The sequence below is a fragment of the Amycolatopsis sp. NPDC051371 genome (genome assembly GCF_040682155.1).
GTDB lineage: Bacteria > Actinomycetota > Actinomycetes > Mycobacteriales > Pseudonocardiaceae > Amycolatopsis.
The window spans coordinates 16,782-32,651 of sequence record NZ_JBFBAG010000003.1; the positions used below are offsets into that span (position 1 = coordinate 16,782).

The following is a 15,870-nucleotide window of genomic DNA, read 5'->3' on the forward strand; positions in this document are numbered from 1 at the left end:
ATCACGACGTCCTCCATCGCGGCGACGCGCGTGCTGGCGAAGTTCTCGGTCTACTCGGGCACCAAGGCCTACCTCAGCCACTTCTCCCGTCTCGCCCGCGTCCAGCTGGGCCAGAAGATGGTCCGGGTCTCGGCGGTCGAGCCGGGCATGGTCGACACCGAGCTGCCCGACCACGTCACCGACCCCGACGCCGGCAAGCTGATGGCCGACCTGCTGCACGACATCGAGTGCCTCAGCCCCGCCGACGTCGCGGAGACGATCGCGTTCATCGCATCGGTCCCCCGGCACGTCAACCTCACCGAGATCACCATCCTGCCGACGGCCCAGGCGGTCTGACCGGAACGGGTGAAGGGGCGCACCGGTCACCTCCGGTGCGCCCCTTCGGCTTTCCCGCACCGGCAGTTCGGAGGATTTCCATGCACACCAACGCACTTCTCGTCCTGATCGGCGTCGTGGTGGCGGGCGCGCAAGTGGCCTCGCGCCGGCTCCGGCTGCCCGCGCCGACGCTGATCTTCCTCGCCGGCGCGGTCCTCGCCCTGCTGCCCACCACCGCCCGCGTCGAGCTGCCACCCGAACTGGTCCTGGTCGTGCTGCTGCCGATCATCCTCTACTGGGAGGCGTACTCGACCTCGATCGCCCAGCCCGCCGGTACTGGCGGCCGGTTCTCCTCCTGGGCGTCCCGCTGGTGATCGGCACGGCCGCGGTCACCGCCGTCGTCGCGCATGCCTTCGGCCTCGCTGGACGGCTGCCTGGATCCTGGGCGTGGTGCTCGCGCCCACCGACGCCAGCGCGGTCGCCACCTACGCCCGGGCGGAGCCGTCCCGGTGGATGACAGTTCCGGCTGCACTCGGCCCTTCGGCGGTGACGTGTCAGCGCGCGTTCAGGGCTGGGCGCTGCTCCTCGTCGGTGTTCCAGTTGGCCAGCAGCCGGATCGAGGTCTCCGACGGCGAGCCGGGTTCGGTCATGTAGACGAAGAGGATCTGGTCAGGGTCCCCCGCCGGGTGCAGGGCCTGGTACTGCACGGTCAGGTCACCCACAAGCGGGTGGTGGTAACCCTTCGACCCGGTGGTGCGGCGGCGCACCTTGTGGTCGGACCACCACCGCCGGAACTCCTCGGAGTGGATGGACAGGTCGCCGATCAGCGCCGACAGCTGCGGGTCCTCGGGGTAGCGTCCGGCGTCGAGCCGCAGCATCGCCACGGTGTCGGCCGCGACGGCGTCCCAGTCTTCGTAGAGCTCGCGGGCGAACGGGTCGAAGAACACGAACCGCACTTGGTTGCGCTCGGCCGCAGGCAGCGCCTGGAACTCCGTGATGAGCAAACCGGAGATCCGGTTGTGCGCCAGAACGTCGAGACGGCGCCCCAGGACGAACGCCGGCGAGTGCACCTCGTCGAGCATCTCGATCAGCCGGAGCGTGGCGGGATCGACGCGCTGCGGGCGGCTGCGGCGCTTGCGCTGCGCGGGTTCGGGCCGGGCGAGGTCCATCAGGTGCTGGCGCTCAGCGTCGTTCAGCCGCAGCGCGGTGGCGAGCGCCCCGAGTACCTCGGCGGACGCGCTGCGGCTGCGGCCCTGCTCGAGCCGGGTGTAGTAGTCCACGCTCACCCCGGCCAGCCCGCCGACGACGTCGCGGCCGGAGAGCTCAGCGCGGCCCCGCTCTGCGAACCCGAGGTCCGGCGGTCGATCGTGCTCGGTGTGCCGCGCGCCGGCCGGGTCACCGCCGCCGTCGAGGCCGTCGCCCGCGAGCTCGTCCACCAGATCCGCGCGGCCGTCCACAGTGGACGCTGGACGTCCGCGGAACTGCACGAGGGAAACCGATGATCGCCCCGGCCCGCCCGCTCCGAAATCTACCCCCGTAGGGCATTGACATTACCAGTGGTAAGGAGCACGCTACCGAAGACGAATTCGTCTAGACCAATCTGCCCACTCCCCAAAGGCTCACGCCCGCACGGGGAGGCATCACCGGCTGCTCCGCGACGAGCTCCCAACGCGGCACAGCCGTGTGCCCGGCCACCACCGGAGCACACCGGATCTCCCGTCTCGGCCGCCCCTCGGCCAAACCGCGGAAAGAACCTCGCCCACCTCGAAATTGAAACGTTACAATCGTGGGAGGTAGCCATGCATCCTGCCGCCTTGGCGGGTGCCCTGCTTCTGGTGGCTCTGGCAACGCCACCGGCCGAAGCCCGGACCGATACGCCGCCCACCTCGGCCGCCTCGACGGCCTTGGCGCCGCCGCCCGGCGCACTCGAGGCGCTGAACCTCTCACCGACGTCCCGGACGGTTCGGCCGGTCGCCGTCCAAGGCACGTCCGGGTCGGTGGCCAACCCGCAGAACGTGCTGTCCGGGCAGCCGACCCGGCTTTCCGGGACGAACTCCTCGATCACCCTCGACTTCGGCAAGGAGGTCGGCGGGATCGCCACGCTCTCGTTCGGCGCCACCAGTGGCGGGCAGCGCGTCGGGCTCGCGTTCACCGAGTCGTCCCTCTACATCGGACGGACGAGTGACGCCAGCAGCGGCGGCAACGCCGACGGCGCGATCTACGGAACCGCCACCACCAACGGAACCTACGTGATGCCGGCGGCGAGACTGCGTGGCGGGTTCCGGTATCTGACGATCTTCCTGAACACGGCGGGCTCGGTGGATCTCACCGGCGTGTCACTCGCCTTCACGCCCGCGCCGGGCAAGGCCAACCCCGCCGCCTACGCGAACTACTTCTACTCGAACGACGATCTGCTCAACCGGATCTGGTACGCCGGCGCCTACACCGTGCAGACCAACGTCATCGCGAGCAACCAGGGCAGGGCCTGGCCACCCCCCTCGTCCGAATGGGACAACAGTGCCGTGGTCGGCGTGGGCAACTCCGTGCTGGTGGACGGCGCGAAACGCGACCGGACCGTCTGGCCGGGCGACCTCGGCATCTCGGTGCCGACCGCGTATGCGTCGATGAACGAGCTCGAAGCGACCCGCAACGCCCTGTCCACCATGTACAGCGTGCAGGACGGCAACGGCGAGATTCCCTGGTCCGGGCCGGTGTTCAACCTCAAGGGATCGGACACCTACCACACCTGGACCCTGCTCGGAACCTCGTTGTACTACACCTACTCCGCCGACCGGTCCTGGCTCGACTCCGTGTGGTCCAACTACACCCGCGGGATGCAGTTCATCATCACCAAGATCGACGGCAACAGCCTGCTCAACGTGACCCAGACCCAGGACTGGGCGCGCGCCGGCCAGGGCGGCGAGAACATCGAGGCGAACGCGCTGCTCTACGCCGCGCTCACCGGCGGCGCCACGCTCGCGTCCGTCAAGGGGGACAGCGGGTTGGCGGCCACCTATGCAAACCGGGCCGCCGCACTGAAGACCGCGGTGAACGCACGCCTCTGGGATGCCGACGCGGGCATGTACCGCGACAACCCCTCCAGCGCGCTGTACCCGCAGGACGGTAACTCGCTCGCGGTCTGGTACGGCCTGACCGACTCGCCGGCGAAGGCCACCAGCATCGCCAAGGCACTCAGCGCCCGCTGGAACGCTTTCGGCGCGACGACTCCCGAGTGGGGCGGTGGCGTGCACCCCTTCGCCGGCGGCATGGAGGTGAACGCCCACTTCACCGCCAACGACGACTTCACCGCCCTCGCGCAGATCCGCCGCACCTGGGGCTACATGCTGGACAGCCCGGTCGGCACGAAGAGCACCTTCTGGGAAGGCATCAACGCCGACGGCAGCCCGGCCTACGGCGGGGCGTTCATGAGCATGGCGCACGGCTGGTCCAGCGGCCCCACCTCCGCGCTCACCTTCGACGTCCTCGGCACCGCACCGGAACCCCAAGTGGGCCAATACCGGTTCGTGCCCCACCCCGGCGACCTGACCAGCACGGAAGGCCGCATCACGCTGCCCCAGGGACAGCTGAACGCGTCCTGGTCCCGCAATCCGGCCGCCGGCACCTACGCCGCCCACCTCACCAGTCCCGGCGGCACGACGGGCCGGATCGGCGTGCCCAAACTGGGCGGCGCCAACATTTCGGTGTCCGTCAACGGAACGGTCGTGTGGAAGGACAACACCTTCACTCCCGTCCCCGGGATCGGCGCGGCCTCCCAGGACGGCAACTACGTCTACCTCACGGGCGTCACCCCGGGCACCTTCGACGTGACCGCCACCGGACTCGGCAACCCCACCGCTCCCCCGCTGCCCACCGCCGGCGGGCTCCCGGCCGGGTTCACCTACTGTGCCGGCGAAAGCGGGCAATGCGCCTTCACCGGCACCCGCAGCGTCGCCTACGGCGCCGGGACCTACACCTTCAAGGCCGCGACCTCCGCGACCGCGTGCACGAACGACGCGTTCGGCACCGACCCGGCCGCGAACCTGGTCAAGTCCTGTTACGTGGCACCCCTCGGCGGCCCCGCCGGGTACACGGCGTGCGCGGCCGAGAACGGCACCTGCTCCTTCTCCGGCTACGGCCGCACCATCGCCTACGGCGCGAACGGTGCGTTCACCTACCGGGTGTTCAGCGCCGCCACTCCCTGTACCAACGCCGTCTTCGGCGATCCGATCGGCAACGTCGCGAAATCCTGCTACATCGCGTCGGCCGGACCACCGGCCGGCGGCTGGAGCCAGTGCGCGGGCGAGGGCGGCACCTGTCCCGCCGTCAGCGGCCAGCCGGTGGCCTACGGCGCGTACGGCGCGTTCCGGTACGCCAACGCCTCGGGGACCATGGCGTGTTCGAACGCCTCCTTCGGCGGCGATCCGATCCCCGGCGAAGCCAAGGCCTGCTACACGAAGGACGGCAGCCCGCCCGGCTACGCCACCTCGTGCGCCGGTGAAGGCGCCACCTGCGGGTTCTCCGGGCAGCGCACCGTGGCCTACGGCGCTCGAGGCGCGTTCGTCTACCGGACGTTCACCGGCGGGACGCCCTGCACGACCGCGGCGTTCGGCACCGATCCCTTGAACGGCGTCGCGAAGGCCTGCTACCTGACGCCGTAACGCGCTCTCTCCACGAAGGCACCGATCGGCAGTTCCCGATTTCGCAGGAGGACCGAATGCGCAGAAGAGCCCGAACCATCACGCGGATCGGCGCGGCGTTGGCGGCGGCGCTGCTGGCCACCACGGCTCAGCAGGGCTTGGCCACCGGCATGGTGCCGGGCCAGGCCGGCGGCGTGGCGTTCGACCAGAGACTGGCGCTGCTGCCGATCGGGGCGGCGACCGCGGCCGGCACCGCGCAGGCGGATGCGGACCGCGCCGCCCGGGGCAAGGTGCGGGCCGCGCAGCGGCTCGCCTCCGGGCAGCCGAAAACGTACGCGGAGAAGGAAGCCGCCGGCACGTCCGGCGCCAACGACACCGTGGCCACGGCCGAAGCCGTACCCGATTTCGGTTCGGCCCGCGGGAAGAGCCCGAAGGCCTCGATCACCGGCGATCTGGCCCTGGGCGATGTTCCCCGGCTGCCGCAGGCGGCCGAGGACAACGGCGCCATCGCGCTCGCCGCCGACACCGGCCTGATGGGCTCCCGCAAGATCGTCGAGATCCCCGGCGTCATCGGCGACGGCCCGCACGGCAAGGCGGGCGACGGGCACGGCGACTTCGACTTCTACCAGGTGTCGGGGGTGCCGACCGTGACGCCCCTGTCCGTGGACGTCACCGCTGCGAACGGCCTCAACGCGGTCGTGATCTTCTACGACTCGAACGGTGGGTCGTTCGTCTACCTCGACGATCCGACCAGCGGCAACGTCTCGAGCACCGTGCAACTCCCCGCGGGAGACTGGTACGTCATGGTGTCGGGCTGGGGCAGCCTGCCCGGCAACGCGACGGATCCGGCCAGCGGCAACGGAGCCGGCTCCGAAGGGCCGTACACCCTGCGCCTCGCCAACGGCCTCGACGGTGACCGCGATCTGTACTCCGTCGATCTGAAGGCCGGCGACGTCCTGGGCGCGACGGTCACCGGCGGCAGCCAGACGCTGTCGTTCTACGACGCCGCCGGGACGGAACTGGAGAGCTCGAGCAGCGACAACAGTGGCAGCTACGCGCTGAACTCGCCGCTGCCGGGCGGCGGCAACGCCACCGTGGACCTCGTCGCGCCGAAGACCGGCCGCTACGTCGTGGCGGCTCGCAGCGGAGTCGGGCCCTACACGGTCGATCTCGAGGTCTACCGGCCGGGAACGGAAACCGAGACGGCCGGGACCGTGCAGACACTCTTCCTGGACTTCGACGGCGCCCGCGTCAACACCTCCATGTTCGGCGGCAACGGTGCCCAGCGCGACCTGTCACCGCTGTCGGCGTTCCTGGCGAACTGGGGACTCACCGCGGCCGACGAAGGCAAGCTCATCGACGCCGTCGTGGCCACGGTGAAGGAGAACATGTCCCGCGATCTCGCCGCGCGGGGCACCAACCCGGACTTCGCCATCAGAATCCTCGACAGCCGCCACAACGCCGACCCGTTCGGCAAGCCCGACGTCAGCCGCGTCGTCGTCGGCGGCACCACCAAGGAGGCGGGGATCGACACGATCGGCATCGCCCAGTCGATCGACCCCGGCAACTTCGGCCACGAGGAAACGGCGCTGCTCATGCTCGACTACGTCAGCAAGCCGGCACCGGACCCGAACTCGTTCAACACCTTCCTCGCGCCCGGCGCCGACAAGATCGCGTTCATCGGCCGGGCGCTGGGCAACTACATCTCCCACGAGGCCGGCCATTTCTCGGGCAGCTGGCACACCACGGAGAAGAACGCCGTCGCCAACATCATGGACCAGGGCGGCAATCCCCGGCAGATGGTCGGGGCCGGCCCGGACGGGCTGGGCGGCAATGCCGACGACGTGGACGTGGACTACACCACCGACGCATACGACGCCCAGTTCACGGGCGCCGAAGACACGCTGAACCGCACGGCCTGGGCGTACAGCCGCGGCCGGCGCTAGCCGGTGCCCACCCTGGAACACGCCTCCAGGCCGGGGGGCGCGTTCCCGGGTCAGCCGGCGCGGTAGACGTGGACGTAGTCAATGGTCAGCTGCTGCGGGAACTGCGTCGACGCGTCGGGTCGCCCGGCCAGGTCCCGCCGACGGCGAGGTCAGGAGCATGAAGAAGGGATGGTCGAAGACCCAAGCGAGCGCCGGCGGGGATGTTGTCGGGAGTCAGGGGTCAGGTAGCGCGCGCCGTCGAGGAACCAGGCGACCGAGTTCGGCTGCCATTCGACGCCGTAGGTGTGGAAGGCCGTGGACAGTGGGGCGCCGTCCGGGCTTCGGGTGGAGCCACCCGGGCCGTTCGCATCGTGACCGGCACCGGCACCTACGCCGCGTTCGCCACCCGGCAACGGAACTGGGTGCTCGGCGCGAACGCGTGGGGCTCGTCGTTCGTCATCGGCACCGGTTCCGTCTCCCCGCACTGCCCGGAGCACCAGTCCGCCGACCTGACCGGCGAGTTCCCCGCCGGTGCCGCGGTGAACGGTCCGAACCAGGCGGAGAAGTTCGCCGAGCTCAACCGCTTCCCGACGATGCGTGCCTGCGCCGTCCCGGACTTCTCCCGCTTCGACGGCCACGGTGCCCGCTACCTCGACGACGTCGGGGTCTGGCAAAGCGTCGAGCCCGCCGACGACTTCACGGCGACCGCGCTGCTGTACTTCGCGCTGGCAGGGGGACGACGAATAGCACGCTGGCCAGGACGCCGACGACACTTCCGACAGTCCAGTGTTCATGATCTGCCACCTCGTCACGGACCGCAGGGGTGCAGGTTTCACCGGCGTGCGTGGTTGTCGGGACCGCGCGCGGGGACCGGTGTCCTCACCGACGGCTGGGGAGCCTGAGGACGCCACCAGGGGATACGGTGTGCCGGGCTCGCGTAGGGGGCGAGCCTGGCACACCGCCGACCTTGCCGTCGACGCCGCGCTCAACGGCGAGAATCTCGGTGCTGCACGCGTGCGCGGACGCCCACGGCTGGGCGTCGATGTCGTAACAGGCGTAAGCGCCGGCTCGACATCGGCACTGCGGCACCCGCCGCGGGCCTGGGACCGGCGGCAGCTCTCCTCCCCCGAGACTGCCGCCGCCCCAGGCCTTTCCGCGATCTCGCGCGCAACGACCGCGGCTCGCCCACGAGCCGGTCATTAAGCCAACAGCCACCTGCCCGCCGCAAGCGTCTCGTGCCCCAACCGAAAGAAAGGGGACGGCGGTCCAGCAGGACCACGGGCACGTCGGCAGCCGCCAGCCAGCCCTCGTCGGCGGCCTCGGCCGCGACGGTGCGCCAGCGGCGCGATCAGCAGGCCCCGGACGTCGCCCTCGGCGAGCGCCCGCTCGACGATCGGCCGTTCCGCGCCCGCGACCTGTGGCGCCGGGTGCAACACGATCCGCGCGCCGGCGTCCTCCAGCGCGGCGCGGGCGCCGTGCACGACCTCGTTGAGGTAGACGTGCCGCTCGGGCACGACCAGCGCGACGACCCCGGTGCCCCGCTCCCCCGGCACCGGGGCCCGCCGCGCCGGCACCAGCGACCGCGCGACGCCGTGACCTCGGCGGAGGCGTCCCGCCCTGGCGAGGTCTTCAACGTCCCGGCGAGCCGTGATGACCGAGACCTCCAGCTCGGCGGCGAGATCGGTGACCCGCACCTCGCCCCGCGACTCGACCACGGCCATGACCCGCTGCCGCCGGTCCGCACCCGCTTCCCATATCCCACCACCCGAATGTTTCATTTGACCGTTTGACCGAGCAAAGCGATCAGGCGGCGACCTCGACAGTGCCGGTCATCCGGAGGACCGGCCCAGCGGCGTCTCGAACGACGTCACGGTGGTGGGAGGTGCAGGAGCCGGGCGATGCCGTAGCCGAACCGGGCGTCGAAGGAGTCGGCCACCATGAACTGCTCCCCGACCTTGGCCAGAGCCGGGTAGGCGCCGGTATCGAGCAGTTGCCTGAACTCGCGCACCGGCGTGTCGGCCGCGGTCTGCTGCTCCTGGGTCAGGCCGAGCGTGAAGTAGACGATCGCCCAGCACAGCCGCGCGGCGTCGGGCTCGGGGTAACCGGCCTCGAGCAGCGCTCCCACGATCGTGTCGCCGACGTGGAGGGTCTTCCCGGTGCCGGTGTAGGTGCCCGCGACCAGGCGGCCGCCGTCGCGGTGGGCCAGCATCGCCGCGCGATAGCGCTCGGCCACGACGCGGACGCGCTCGACCGGGTCGGCCGGCAGCTCGTCGGTGCGGACGGTGCCGACGATCGTGTCGGCCATCGTTTCGATCAGCGTCTGCTTGGTCTTGACGTACCAGCTGACCGAGTTCAGGTGGGCGCCGAGCGTGCGGGCGACACCGCGCAGCGACAGCTTCTCGAGGCCCTCGGCCTGCAGCGTCGTGAACGCGGCGTCGAGCACGTCGTCCTGGGTCCAGCGCATCCTGGTGATCGTACAAGTCACTGGGGTACACCGAAGGCGGCCTGCGACACCTGGTCCCAGCGCTCCCACTCCTCGATCCGGGCCGCGTACTCCTGCCGCATCAGGGGCAGTGGTCCCGGTCCGAAGAAGATTCGCAAGGGCGGCTCTTCGGCGTCGACAACCCGCAGGATGGCCGCGCGGGTGGCGACCGGATCCCCGCGCTTCCCCGCCGGGCGTGCCATCGCCGCGCGGAAGCCGTCGTAGACCGGGGACTTCTCGGCGTGCACCGCGGACGGGCCGGCCCAGTCGGTGGCGTAGCCCGCCGGCTCGACCAGGGTGACCTTGATCCCGAAGTCCTTCACCTCGGCCGCCAAGCTGGCCGTGAAGCCCTCCAAGCCGAACTTCGACGCGTGGTAGATCCCCAGGCCAGGCAGGGAATAGACCCCGGCGATCGACGACACCTGGACGATGTGGCCGCCGCGGGCGCGCAGGTGCGGCAGCGCCGCCTGGGTGACCCACAGCACGCCGAACAGGTTCACCTCGACCTGGTCGCGGGCCTGCTGCTCGGTGACCTCCTCGACCATCCCGAACAGGCCGTACCCGGCGTTGTTGACCACGATGTCGAGGCCTCCGAAATGGTCTGCCGCCTGCCGCACCGCCTCGGTGACGGCGGCCCGGTCAGTGACGTCGGTCGTCAGAGGCAGGAGCGCGTCGCCGTGCTTCTCGGCCAGGTCGTCGAAGGCGCCGGCCGTGCGGCTCAGCGCCGCCACGCGATCGCCGCGTTCGAGCGCCGCCTCCGTCCATTCGCGACCGAAGCCCTTGGACGCGCCGGTGATGATCCAGATCTTGGCCATGATGTTCCCCTCGACTCGATTTGGTCGGTGACCAAATTCAGTACACTTGGTCAGCGACCAAGTTGTCAAGGTGCCAGGCGGCACCCCCAGGCACCCGGTAAAATCCACCGGGTGTCCCAGTCGCGTGCGTCCGATTCGAGCAGCACCCCACGCACCGGACCGTCACGACGCGACGCGAAAGCGAATCTCGCCAGAATCCTCAGCGCGGCCGCGGACGTCTTCGCCGAGAAAGGCTGCACCGCCACCCTCGCCGACGTCGCCAAGGCGGCCGAGGTCGGCGTCGCGACCGTGTACCGCACCTTCGCGACGAAGGACGACCTGATCCACGAGGTGTACGAGCCGCAGTTCGCGCGGGCCGAACAGCAGGCGCTCGATGCCAGCCTCGACCCGGACCCGTGGGCCGGCATCGCCGGGTTCCTCGAAGACTGCATCATGACCATCGCGCCCGACCGCGGCTTCCGGGAACTGCTCAGCGGGTCCTACAGCGAGACGCTGGGCTGGTCGCGCCCGCGCACGCCGCATCGCCTGGCGAAACTGGTGGAAGAGAGCCACAACCGGACCGGCGAGCACTTGGAGAAGCTCGTCCAGCGTGCGCGGGAAGCCGGTCTGGTGCGTGACGACCTGGTGGCCGGGGACCTGTTGCTGTTGTCGATGGCGGTGCAGACCTCGGTCGAGTTCGGCGGACCGAGCCATCCCCGCCTGTACCGGCGGATGATCGGGTTCCTCATGGACAGCCTGCAGCCCGCGCGGGAAGCGCCGACTCCGTTGCCGGAGCCGGGGCTGACCAACCGCCAGATCGCCGCCCTGGAGCGGCAGCGGCGCAAGCGGATGTCCGGCACGTGACCCGGTAGCTCAGCCCTTCAAATGCCGGTCGAGGAAGCCGACCAGCTTGCCGGCGACCTCCTGAGTGGTCCACTGCAGGGAGTTCTGCGGGTTTCCGGTGAACGCGACGTCGCCGTGTGCGGCACCGTCCACCACGTACCGCGTGCTGTCCACACCGGACGCCCGCAAAGCGTTGTGCAGCTTCGAGGTCTCGCTCGGTGAGATGGTCGTGTCCGCGTTGCCGTGAAAGATCACGAACGGCGGGTCGGTGGGCTTGATGTAGGTGATCGGGTTGGCGCGGGCGACGGCCGCCGGGTCCTCGGCGAGCGAGGCCGTGCTCGTGGGCCCGTCGACGTACTTGGCGATCGAGGCGAGCAACGGGGCCATCGCGCGCTGGGTGTCGGGGTCGACGTCGGCCATGAGCTGCGAGAGGTCCGCGGCGCCGAACTTGTCGACCACGGCCTGTACGTCGCTGCTCTGGTCCAGGTCGGCGCCGACGTCGTAGTGCTTGTCTCCGTTGGTGACGCCGACCACGGAGACCAGGTAGCCGCCCGCGGAGTCGCCCCACACGCCGACCGAAGCGGGGTTGATCTCGTAGGTGGCGGCGTGGGCCCGCAGGAACCGGACCGCCGCCTTGACGTCGGAGACGCTGTCGACGTAGGTCGCGCCGTCCGGCTGGACGCGGTACTGGATGCTCGCGACCACGTAGCCGGCTTCGGCGGCGAAGGTGCGCAGAGGGAGGTTGCCGGTCTTGGCCGCCGTCATGAACCCGCCGCCCGGCACGTACACGACGAGCGGTTTGGGACCTGGGCCCTGCGGGACCTGGATGTCCATAGCGAGTTGTTTCGTCCGGCCGCCGGGCAGCGGAACCGTGGCGTAGGTGACATCGGCGTGCGTGGTCACGGCGGTGCGGCCGCACTGGATCTGGGGTGCCGTGCCCGGCTTGAGCAGTGTGCTGGTGCTCGTGTCCACCGGCACGACGATCCGGGGCGCCGTGGCCGCCGGGCCCGGCCCGCGTGCCGGGCCCGGCGGCGCCGGGCTGCTCGGACACTCCTTCACAGCCGCCGCGGGCGGTTCGGCCGCGCTGCTGCACGCGGCGGTCGCGAGAACGATCGTGGCGGCGAGCGCCACCAGCTTGTGGTGCGACATGACAACCTCCTACTACCGGAATTACTATTCCGTATAGCATGAGCGAACACCGTCACGCACCTGTTTGTGACCGGCACACCCGGTCGTGTCCCCGCCACCGAGGGGGCGGCGGGGACACGAACCCCGGGACACACGGCCGACGCGGCCTGCTTGACGAGGTCGGCCACGGCCGCCGGCTGCGACTCGTGGATCGCGTGGCTGCCGGCGACCTCGGTCACCGTCGCGCCCGCTCGCTCGGCCATGGCGCGCTGCGCGGGCGGCGGGGATCATGTGGTCGTCGGTGGCGACGAGGTACCAGCTCGGGGTGACGCGCCACGGCACCTGCGAGTGGGCGAGGAACGCCGCCCGCTCCGCGCTGACGTCCCCGGGCGAAGGAGGCATGAAACTTCTCCTTGTCCGGAACAGGAACCCGTCCTGCGGGGGGGGCGGGACCGGCGCGCCGGGCGGCGGGTCGGCGATCAGCACGTTCACCGATTCGCCCAGGACCGCGGGTCCGTCCTGCTGGTCGCGCATCGCCGGTGCTACGATCCGGAATAGCTATTCCGATACGGAGGTGACGATGAGGCCTGACCGGCGGCGGTGGCACGTGCTCGCGACAGTCGCGCTCGCCCAGCTCATGGTGGTGCTGGACGCGACCATCGTGAACATCACGTTGCCCGCTGCTCGTGGCGTTCGCGGTGATCGAAGCCCGGGTGGCCGCTCCCCTGTTGCCCCTGTCCATCGTGCGCTCGCGCACGCGCGGGACGTCGTACCTGGTCATGCTGCTCGCCGCGGTCGGGATGTTCTCGATGTACTTGTTCCTGGCCTACTACCTGCAACGAACTCTGGGATTCTCGCCGGTTCTCGCGGGAGTGGCGTTCCTGCCGATGGCGGTGTCGGTCGCCATCGGATCCCCGCGGCTTCCGGGGCAGCGCTCGCCCCCCGGTTCGGCATCCGGCTGCCCGTCACGGCCGGATCCGCGCTTGCCGGGTTCGGATTCCTCTACCTGACCGGGGTCGGTGCCGAGGCCGCGTACGCCTCGTCCGTGCTGCCGGGACTGCTGATGGCAGGGCTCGGCCTGGGAGCGGTCTTCGGCTCGACGATGGCGTCGGCGGCCACCGGGGTTTCCCCTGCGCAGGCCGGGATCGCGTCGGCGACGGTGAACACCACCCAGCAGATCGGCGGCTCGATCGGGATCGCCCTGCTCACCGGCCTTTCGCTGGCCGCTTCCCGTTCGGCCGGAGAGATCGCGGGCTACCACGCCGCATTCTGGAGCGCGGCCGGAGCCATGGCCGCGGCGGCGGTGGTCGCCGGCGTGCTCTACCCGCGCACCGCGGCGCACACTGACGAGACCGGCCATCCGGTCCGGTACCAGGAGAAGAAGTCATGACGAAGCCCCGGCGCGCAGGCGTCTTCTCTCGTGCCGCCGGCGCTGTCCACCGGCAGGTGTTCCGGCTGCCACCCGGCGGGGCGCCCTACACGGTCGAGAGAGGAATCCCGGTCCCCGCCACGGACGGCGCGCGGCTGCTCACCGACGTCTACACCCCGGGCGGAGCTGCTCGCGGCACGATCCTGATCCGCACGCCGTACGGGCGCGGCCTGCCGGAAAGCCTCTTCCACGGACGCGCGTTCGCCGAGCAGGGCTACCAGGTGGTCGTGCAGAGCGTCCGCGGTACCGGCGGCTCCACCGGCGAGTTCCGGCCGATGACGCAGGAGGCACCCGACGCCCAGGACGCCGTCGCGTGGCTGCGCACGCAGCCATGGTTCACCGGCCGCCTCGCCACCATCGGCGGTTCCTACCTCGGCTGGACCCAGTGGGCGCTGCTGCAAGCCCCTCCCCCGGAGCTGCAAGCGTCGGTCGTCGTGGCTGGCCCCCACGACTTCGCGCGCGCCCTTCGGGGAAACGGCTCCCTGGCGCTGGCCGACTTCCTCCGTTGGAGCGCCACGATGCAGGCGCAACGAGAAGGCGGGCTGCGCGCGATCCTCGCCGCCCGCCGCCGGGTCGCGGCCGCCCTGGGCGAACGGACACCCGAATCGGTCGCGGCCGCGGCACTGGGCACCGGCGCACCGTGGTTCGGCGACTGGATCACCCACACCGATCCCGACGATCCCTTTTGGACGGACTACGACGCGACACCGGCCCTCGCCGAGACGCGGACGCCCACGTTGCTCGTCGGCGGCTGGCACGACGTCTTCGTCGACCAGACCCTCGAACAGTACGAGGCGCTCGCGGCCCGCGACGTCGACGTGGCCATGACGATCGGTCCCTGGACCCACCTGGACACGGCGGTCAAGGCCGCTCGCGTCACCGATCCGGAGGCACTGGCCTGGTTCGACCAGCACCTCGGAACGGCCGCGCCGGCACGCGACGCCCCGGTACGCATCCGCCTGACCGGAACGGACACCTGGCGGACGTTGCCGTCCTGGCCGCCGAAGACCGGCGAACAGGTCTTGCACCTGGACGCGACCGGCATGCTCACTGAGGAACCGGCCGCCGCGGGCACCATCCCGTTCACCTACGACCCGGCCGACCCGACGCCCACGGTCGGCGGGCGGCACATGTCGGCCGAATCGGGCCGCCGGGACAACCGGAAGCTCGAACTGCGCGACGACGTCGTCACCTTCACGTCCGCACCCCTCGACGCGGCGCTGGAGGTGATCGGCGCCGCCCACGTCGAACTCCGGCTCGAGGTGGAATCCACGGAGCGGGCCGGCATCTTCGTCCGGCTGTGCGACGTCGACGAGCGCGGGCGGTCCTGGAACGTGACCGAGGCGTTCACCTCCGCCACCACGGCCGGGCACCTGACCCTCCGGCTGGGCTCGTGCGCCCACCGATTCGCGGCCGGCCACCGCATCCGCCTGCAGATCTCCGGCGGCGCTTATCCGCGGTTCGCCCGCAATGCCGCGCAGTGCCGCTACACGATCTCCTGCACGGACTCGCGCCTCGCGTTGCCGGTGGAACCAGCGACCCCTCATCACCCGGACGAATGATGACCAGCACCCAGATCCTCGTCGTGGACGATCACCCCGTGGTGCGCGACGGCGTCAAGCTGCTGCTGCGGCCTGACACCGGACTGGTCGTCACCGCCTCGCCGGAGTCCGGCCGGGCGGCGATCGAGCGGAGCCGGGAACTCCGGCCGGACATCGTCCTCCTGGACCTCCGGCTGGCGGACATGTCCGCCGCCGAGGTCATCACCAGGATCCGGCTGGTGAGCACGACAACCCGGATCGTGGTCTTCACCGCCCACATCGACTACCCCGCCATGAAACGCGCGCTCGACGCGGGGGCGTGCGGAGGCCTGCTGAAGGACATCGGCGGGAGCGGCCTGTCCGCGGCGCTGCGGCGGATCCTGCGCGGTGAGCGGGTCGTCGACCCCAGGATCGTCTCGGACGAGGCACGGTGCTCGAACGCGTTGTCCTGCCTCGGATTGACCCGCCGCGAACACGAGGTGCTGCGGCGGGCCGCGGAAGGCAAGACGAACCCCGAGATAGCCGAGTCGACCGGCTTGACCCGCAACACCGTCAAGACCTACCTGCAGTGCGCTTTGCACAAGCTCGGCGCCAGGAACCGCGTCGAGGCGATCACCAAGGCCGCCCGACTCGGCCTGCTGTGACCGGCCGTCGAGCCGACGCAAGCACTTCTTACCGAAATTCCGGATACGTGTACGAAAGTTTCAGAAATTAGTTCCACTCTTGCCGAGCCTTGTCCGGCAGCCTACAGTTCGTGCACCGGAAGACTCGGGCAA

General features: G+C 70.5%; 16 protein-coding genes. 10 read left to right on the forward strand and 6 right to left on the reverse strand.

What is annotated here, in order from left to right:
- Positions 1-30: 30 nt before the first annotated feature.
- Positions 31-336: an SDR family oxidoreductase gene (locus AB0M59_RS04540; protein WP_364608577.1), complete on the forward strand. Its 306-nt coding sequence runs from the start codon at positions 31-33 to the stop codon at positions 334-336.
- An 80-nt stretch (positions 337-416) separates the two neighbouring features.
- Positions 417-689, forward strand: coding sequence for a hypothetical protein (locus AB0M59_RS04545; RefSeq protein ID WP_364608580.1), 273 nt, complete (start codon positions 417-419; stop codon positions 687-689).
- A gap of 180 nt (positions 690-869) precedes the next feature.
- Here AB0M59_RS04545 and AB0M59_RS04550 read toward each other — a convergent pair whose 3' ends face one another.
- The gene (locus AB0M59_RS04550) at positions 870-1,802 is read right to left on the reverse strand and encodes a helix-turn-helix transcriptional regulator (protein WP_364608583.1); all 933 of its coding nucleotides are present in this window, start codon (positions 1,800-1,802) and stop codon (positions 870-872) included.
- Positions 1,803-2,150: 348 nt separating this feature from the next.
- On the opposite strand from AB0M59_RS04550, the gene AB0M59_RS04555 reads away from it, so the two are divergent.
- Both AB0M59_RS04555 and AB0M59_RS04560 read left to right on the forward strand, forming a co-directional pair.
- Complete coding sequence (locus tag AB0M59_RS04555; protein ID WP_364608586.1) at positions 2,151-4,973, forward strand: trehalase family glycosidase; 2,823 nt, start codon at positions 2,151-2,153, stop codon at positions 4,971-4,973.
- Positions 4,974-5,029: 56 nt separating this feature from the next.
- Entirely contained in the window at positions 5,030-6,898 is a 1,869-nt protein-coding gene (locus AB0M59_RS04560; protein WP_364608589.1) for a hypothetical protein, read from the forward strand.
- 149 nt (positions 6,899-7,047) lie between these two features.
- Here the strand turns inward: AB0M59_RS04560 and AB0M59_RS04565 are convergent, their stop codons facing one another.
- The gene (locus tag AB0M59_RS04565; RefSeq protein WP_364608592.1) at positions 7,048-7,362 is read right to left on the reverse strand and encodes a family 16 glycosylhydrolase; all 315 of its coding nucleotides are present in this window, start codon (positions 7,360-7,362) and stop codon (positions 7,048-7,050) included.
- Here AB0M59_RS04565 and AB0M59_RS04570 point away from each other — a divergent pair.
- Positions 7,249-7,779 carry a glycoside hydrolase family 9 protein gene (locus AB0M59_RS04570; RefSeq protein WP_364608595.1) on the forward strand — a complete coding sequence of 177 codons (531 nt, stop codon included), beginning with the start codon at positions 7,249-7,251 and terminating at the stop codon, positions 7,777-7,779. The genes AB0M59_RS04565 and AB0M59_RS04570 overlap by 114 nt on opposite strands.
- 297 nt (positions 7,780-8,076) lie before the next feature.
- On the opposite strand, the gene AB0M59_RS04575 is transcribed toward AB0M59_RS04570, so the two are convergent.
- The 3 genes from AB0M59_RS04575 to AB0M59_RS04585 form a co-directional block, all read right to left on the reverse strand.
- A complete protein-coding gene (locus AB0M59_RS04575; protein ID WP_364608598.1) occupies positions 8,077-8,598 on the reverse strand; it encodes a DeoR family transcriptional regulator in 522 nt (173 codons plus the stop codon).
- Positions 8,599-8,744: 146 nt separating this feature from the next.
- Entirely contained in the window at positions 8,745-9,341 is a 597-nt protein-coding gene (locus tag AB0M59_RS04580) for a TetR/AcrR family transcriptional regulator C-terminal domain-containing protein (protein ID WP_364608600.1), read from the reverse strand.
- A 17-nt stretch (positions 9,342-9,358) separates the two neighbouring features.
- A complete protein-coding gene (locus AB0M59_RS04585; RefSeq protein WP_364608602.1) occupies positions 9,359-10,174 on the reverse strand; it encodes an SDR family NAD(P)-dependent oxidoreductase in 816 nt (271 codons plus the stop codon).
- Positions 10,175-10,285: 111 nt separating this feature from the next.
- Here AB0M59_RS04585 and AB0M59_RS04590 point away from each other — a divergent pair, with 111 nt between their 5' ends.
- Complete coding sequence (locus AB0M59_RS04590; RefSeq protein WP_364608604.1) at positions 10,286-11,017, forward strand: TetR/AcrR family transcriptional regulator; 732 nt, start codon at positions 10,286-10,288, stop codon at positions 11,015-11,017.
- Positions 11,018-11,026: 9 nt separating this feature from the next.
- Here the strand turns inward: AB0M59_RS04590 and AB0M59_RS04595 are convergent, their stop codons facing one another.
- Positions 11,027-12,145 carry an alpha/beta hydrolase gene (locus AB0M59_RS04595; protein ID WP_364608606.1) on the reverse strand — a complete coding sequence of 373 codons (1,119 nt, stop codon included), beginning with the start codon at positions 12,143-12,145 and terminating at the stop codon, positions 11,027-11,029.
- A 665-nt stretch (positions 12,146-12,810) separates the two neighbouring features.
- Here AB0M59_RS04595 and AB0M59_RS04600 point away from each other — a divergent pair.
- From AB0M59_RS04600 to AB0M59_RS04615, 4 genes are read left to right on the forward strand one after another with little or no spacing between them, the layout of a single operon-like run.
- Positions 12,811-13,134 carry a hypothetical protein gene (locus AB0M59_RS04600; RefSeq protein WP_364608608.1) on the forward strand — a complete coding sequence of 108 codons (324 nt, stop codon included), beginning with the start codon at positions 12,811-12,813 and terminating at the stop codon, positions 13,132-13,134.
- 35 nt (positions 13,135-13,169) lie between these two features.
- Positions 13,170-13,514, forward strand: coding sequence for a hypothetical protein (locus AB0M59_RS04605; protein WP_364608610.1), 345 nt, complete (start codon positions 13,170-13,172; stop codon positions 13,512-13,514).
- On the forward strand, positions 13,511-15,115 hold the full coding sequence (locus AB0M59_RS04610; RefSeq protein ID WP_364608612.1) for a CocE/NonD family hydrolase: 1,605 nt from the start codon (positions 13,511-13,513) through the stop codon (positions 15,113-15,115). The genes AB0M59_RS04605 and AB0M59_RS04610 overlap by 4 nt, the downstream gene beginning before the upstream one ends.
- Complete coding sequence (locus AB0M59_RS04615; protein WP_364608614.1) at positions 15,115-15,738, forward strand: response regulator transcription factor; 624 nt, start codon at positions 15,115-15,117, stop codon at positions 15,736-15,738. Before AB0M59_RS04610 ends, AB0M59_RS04615 begins: the two co-directional genes overlap by 1 nt.
- Positions 15,739-15,870 lie beyond the last annotated feature (132 nt).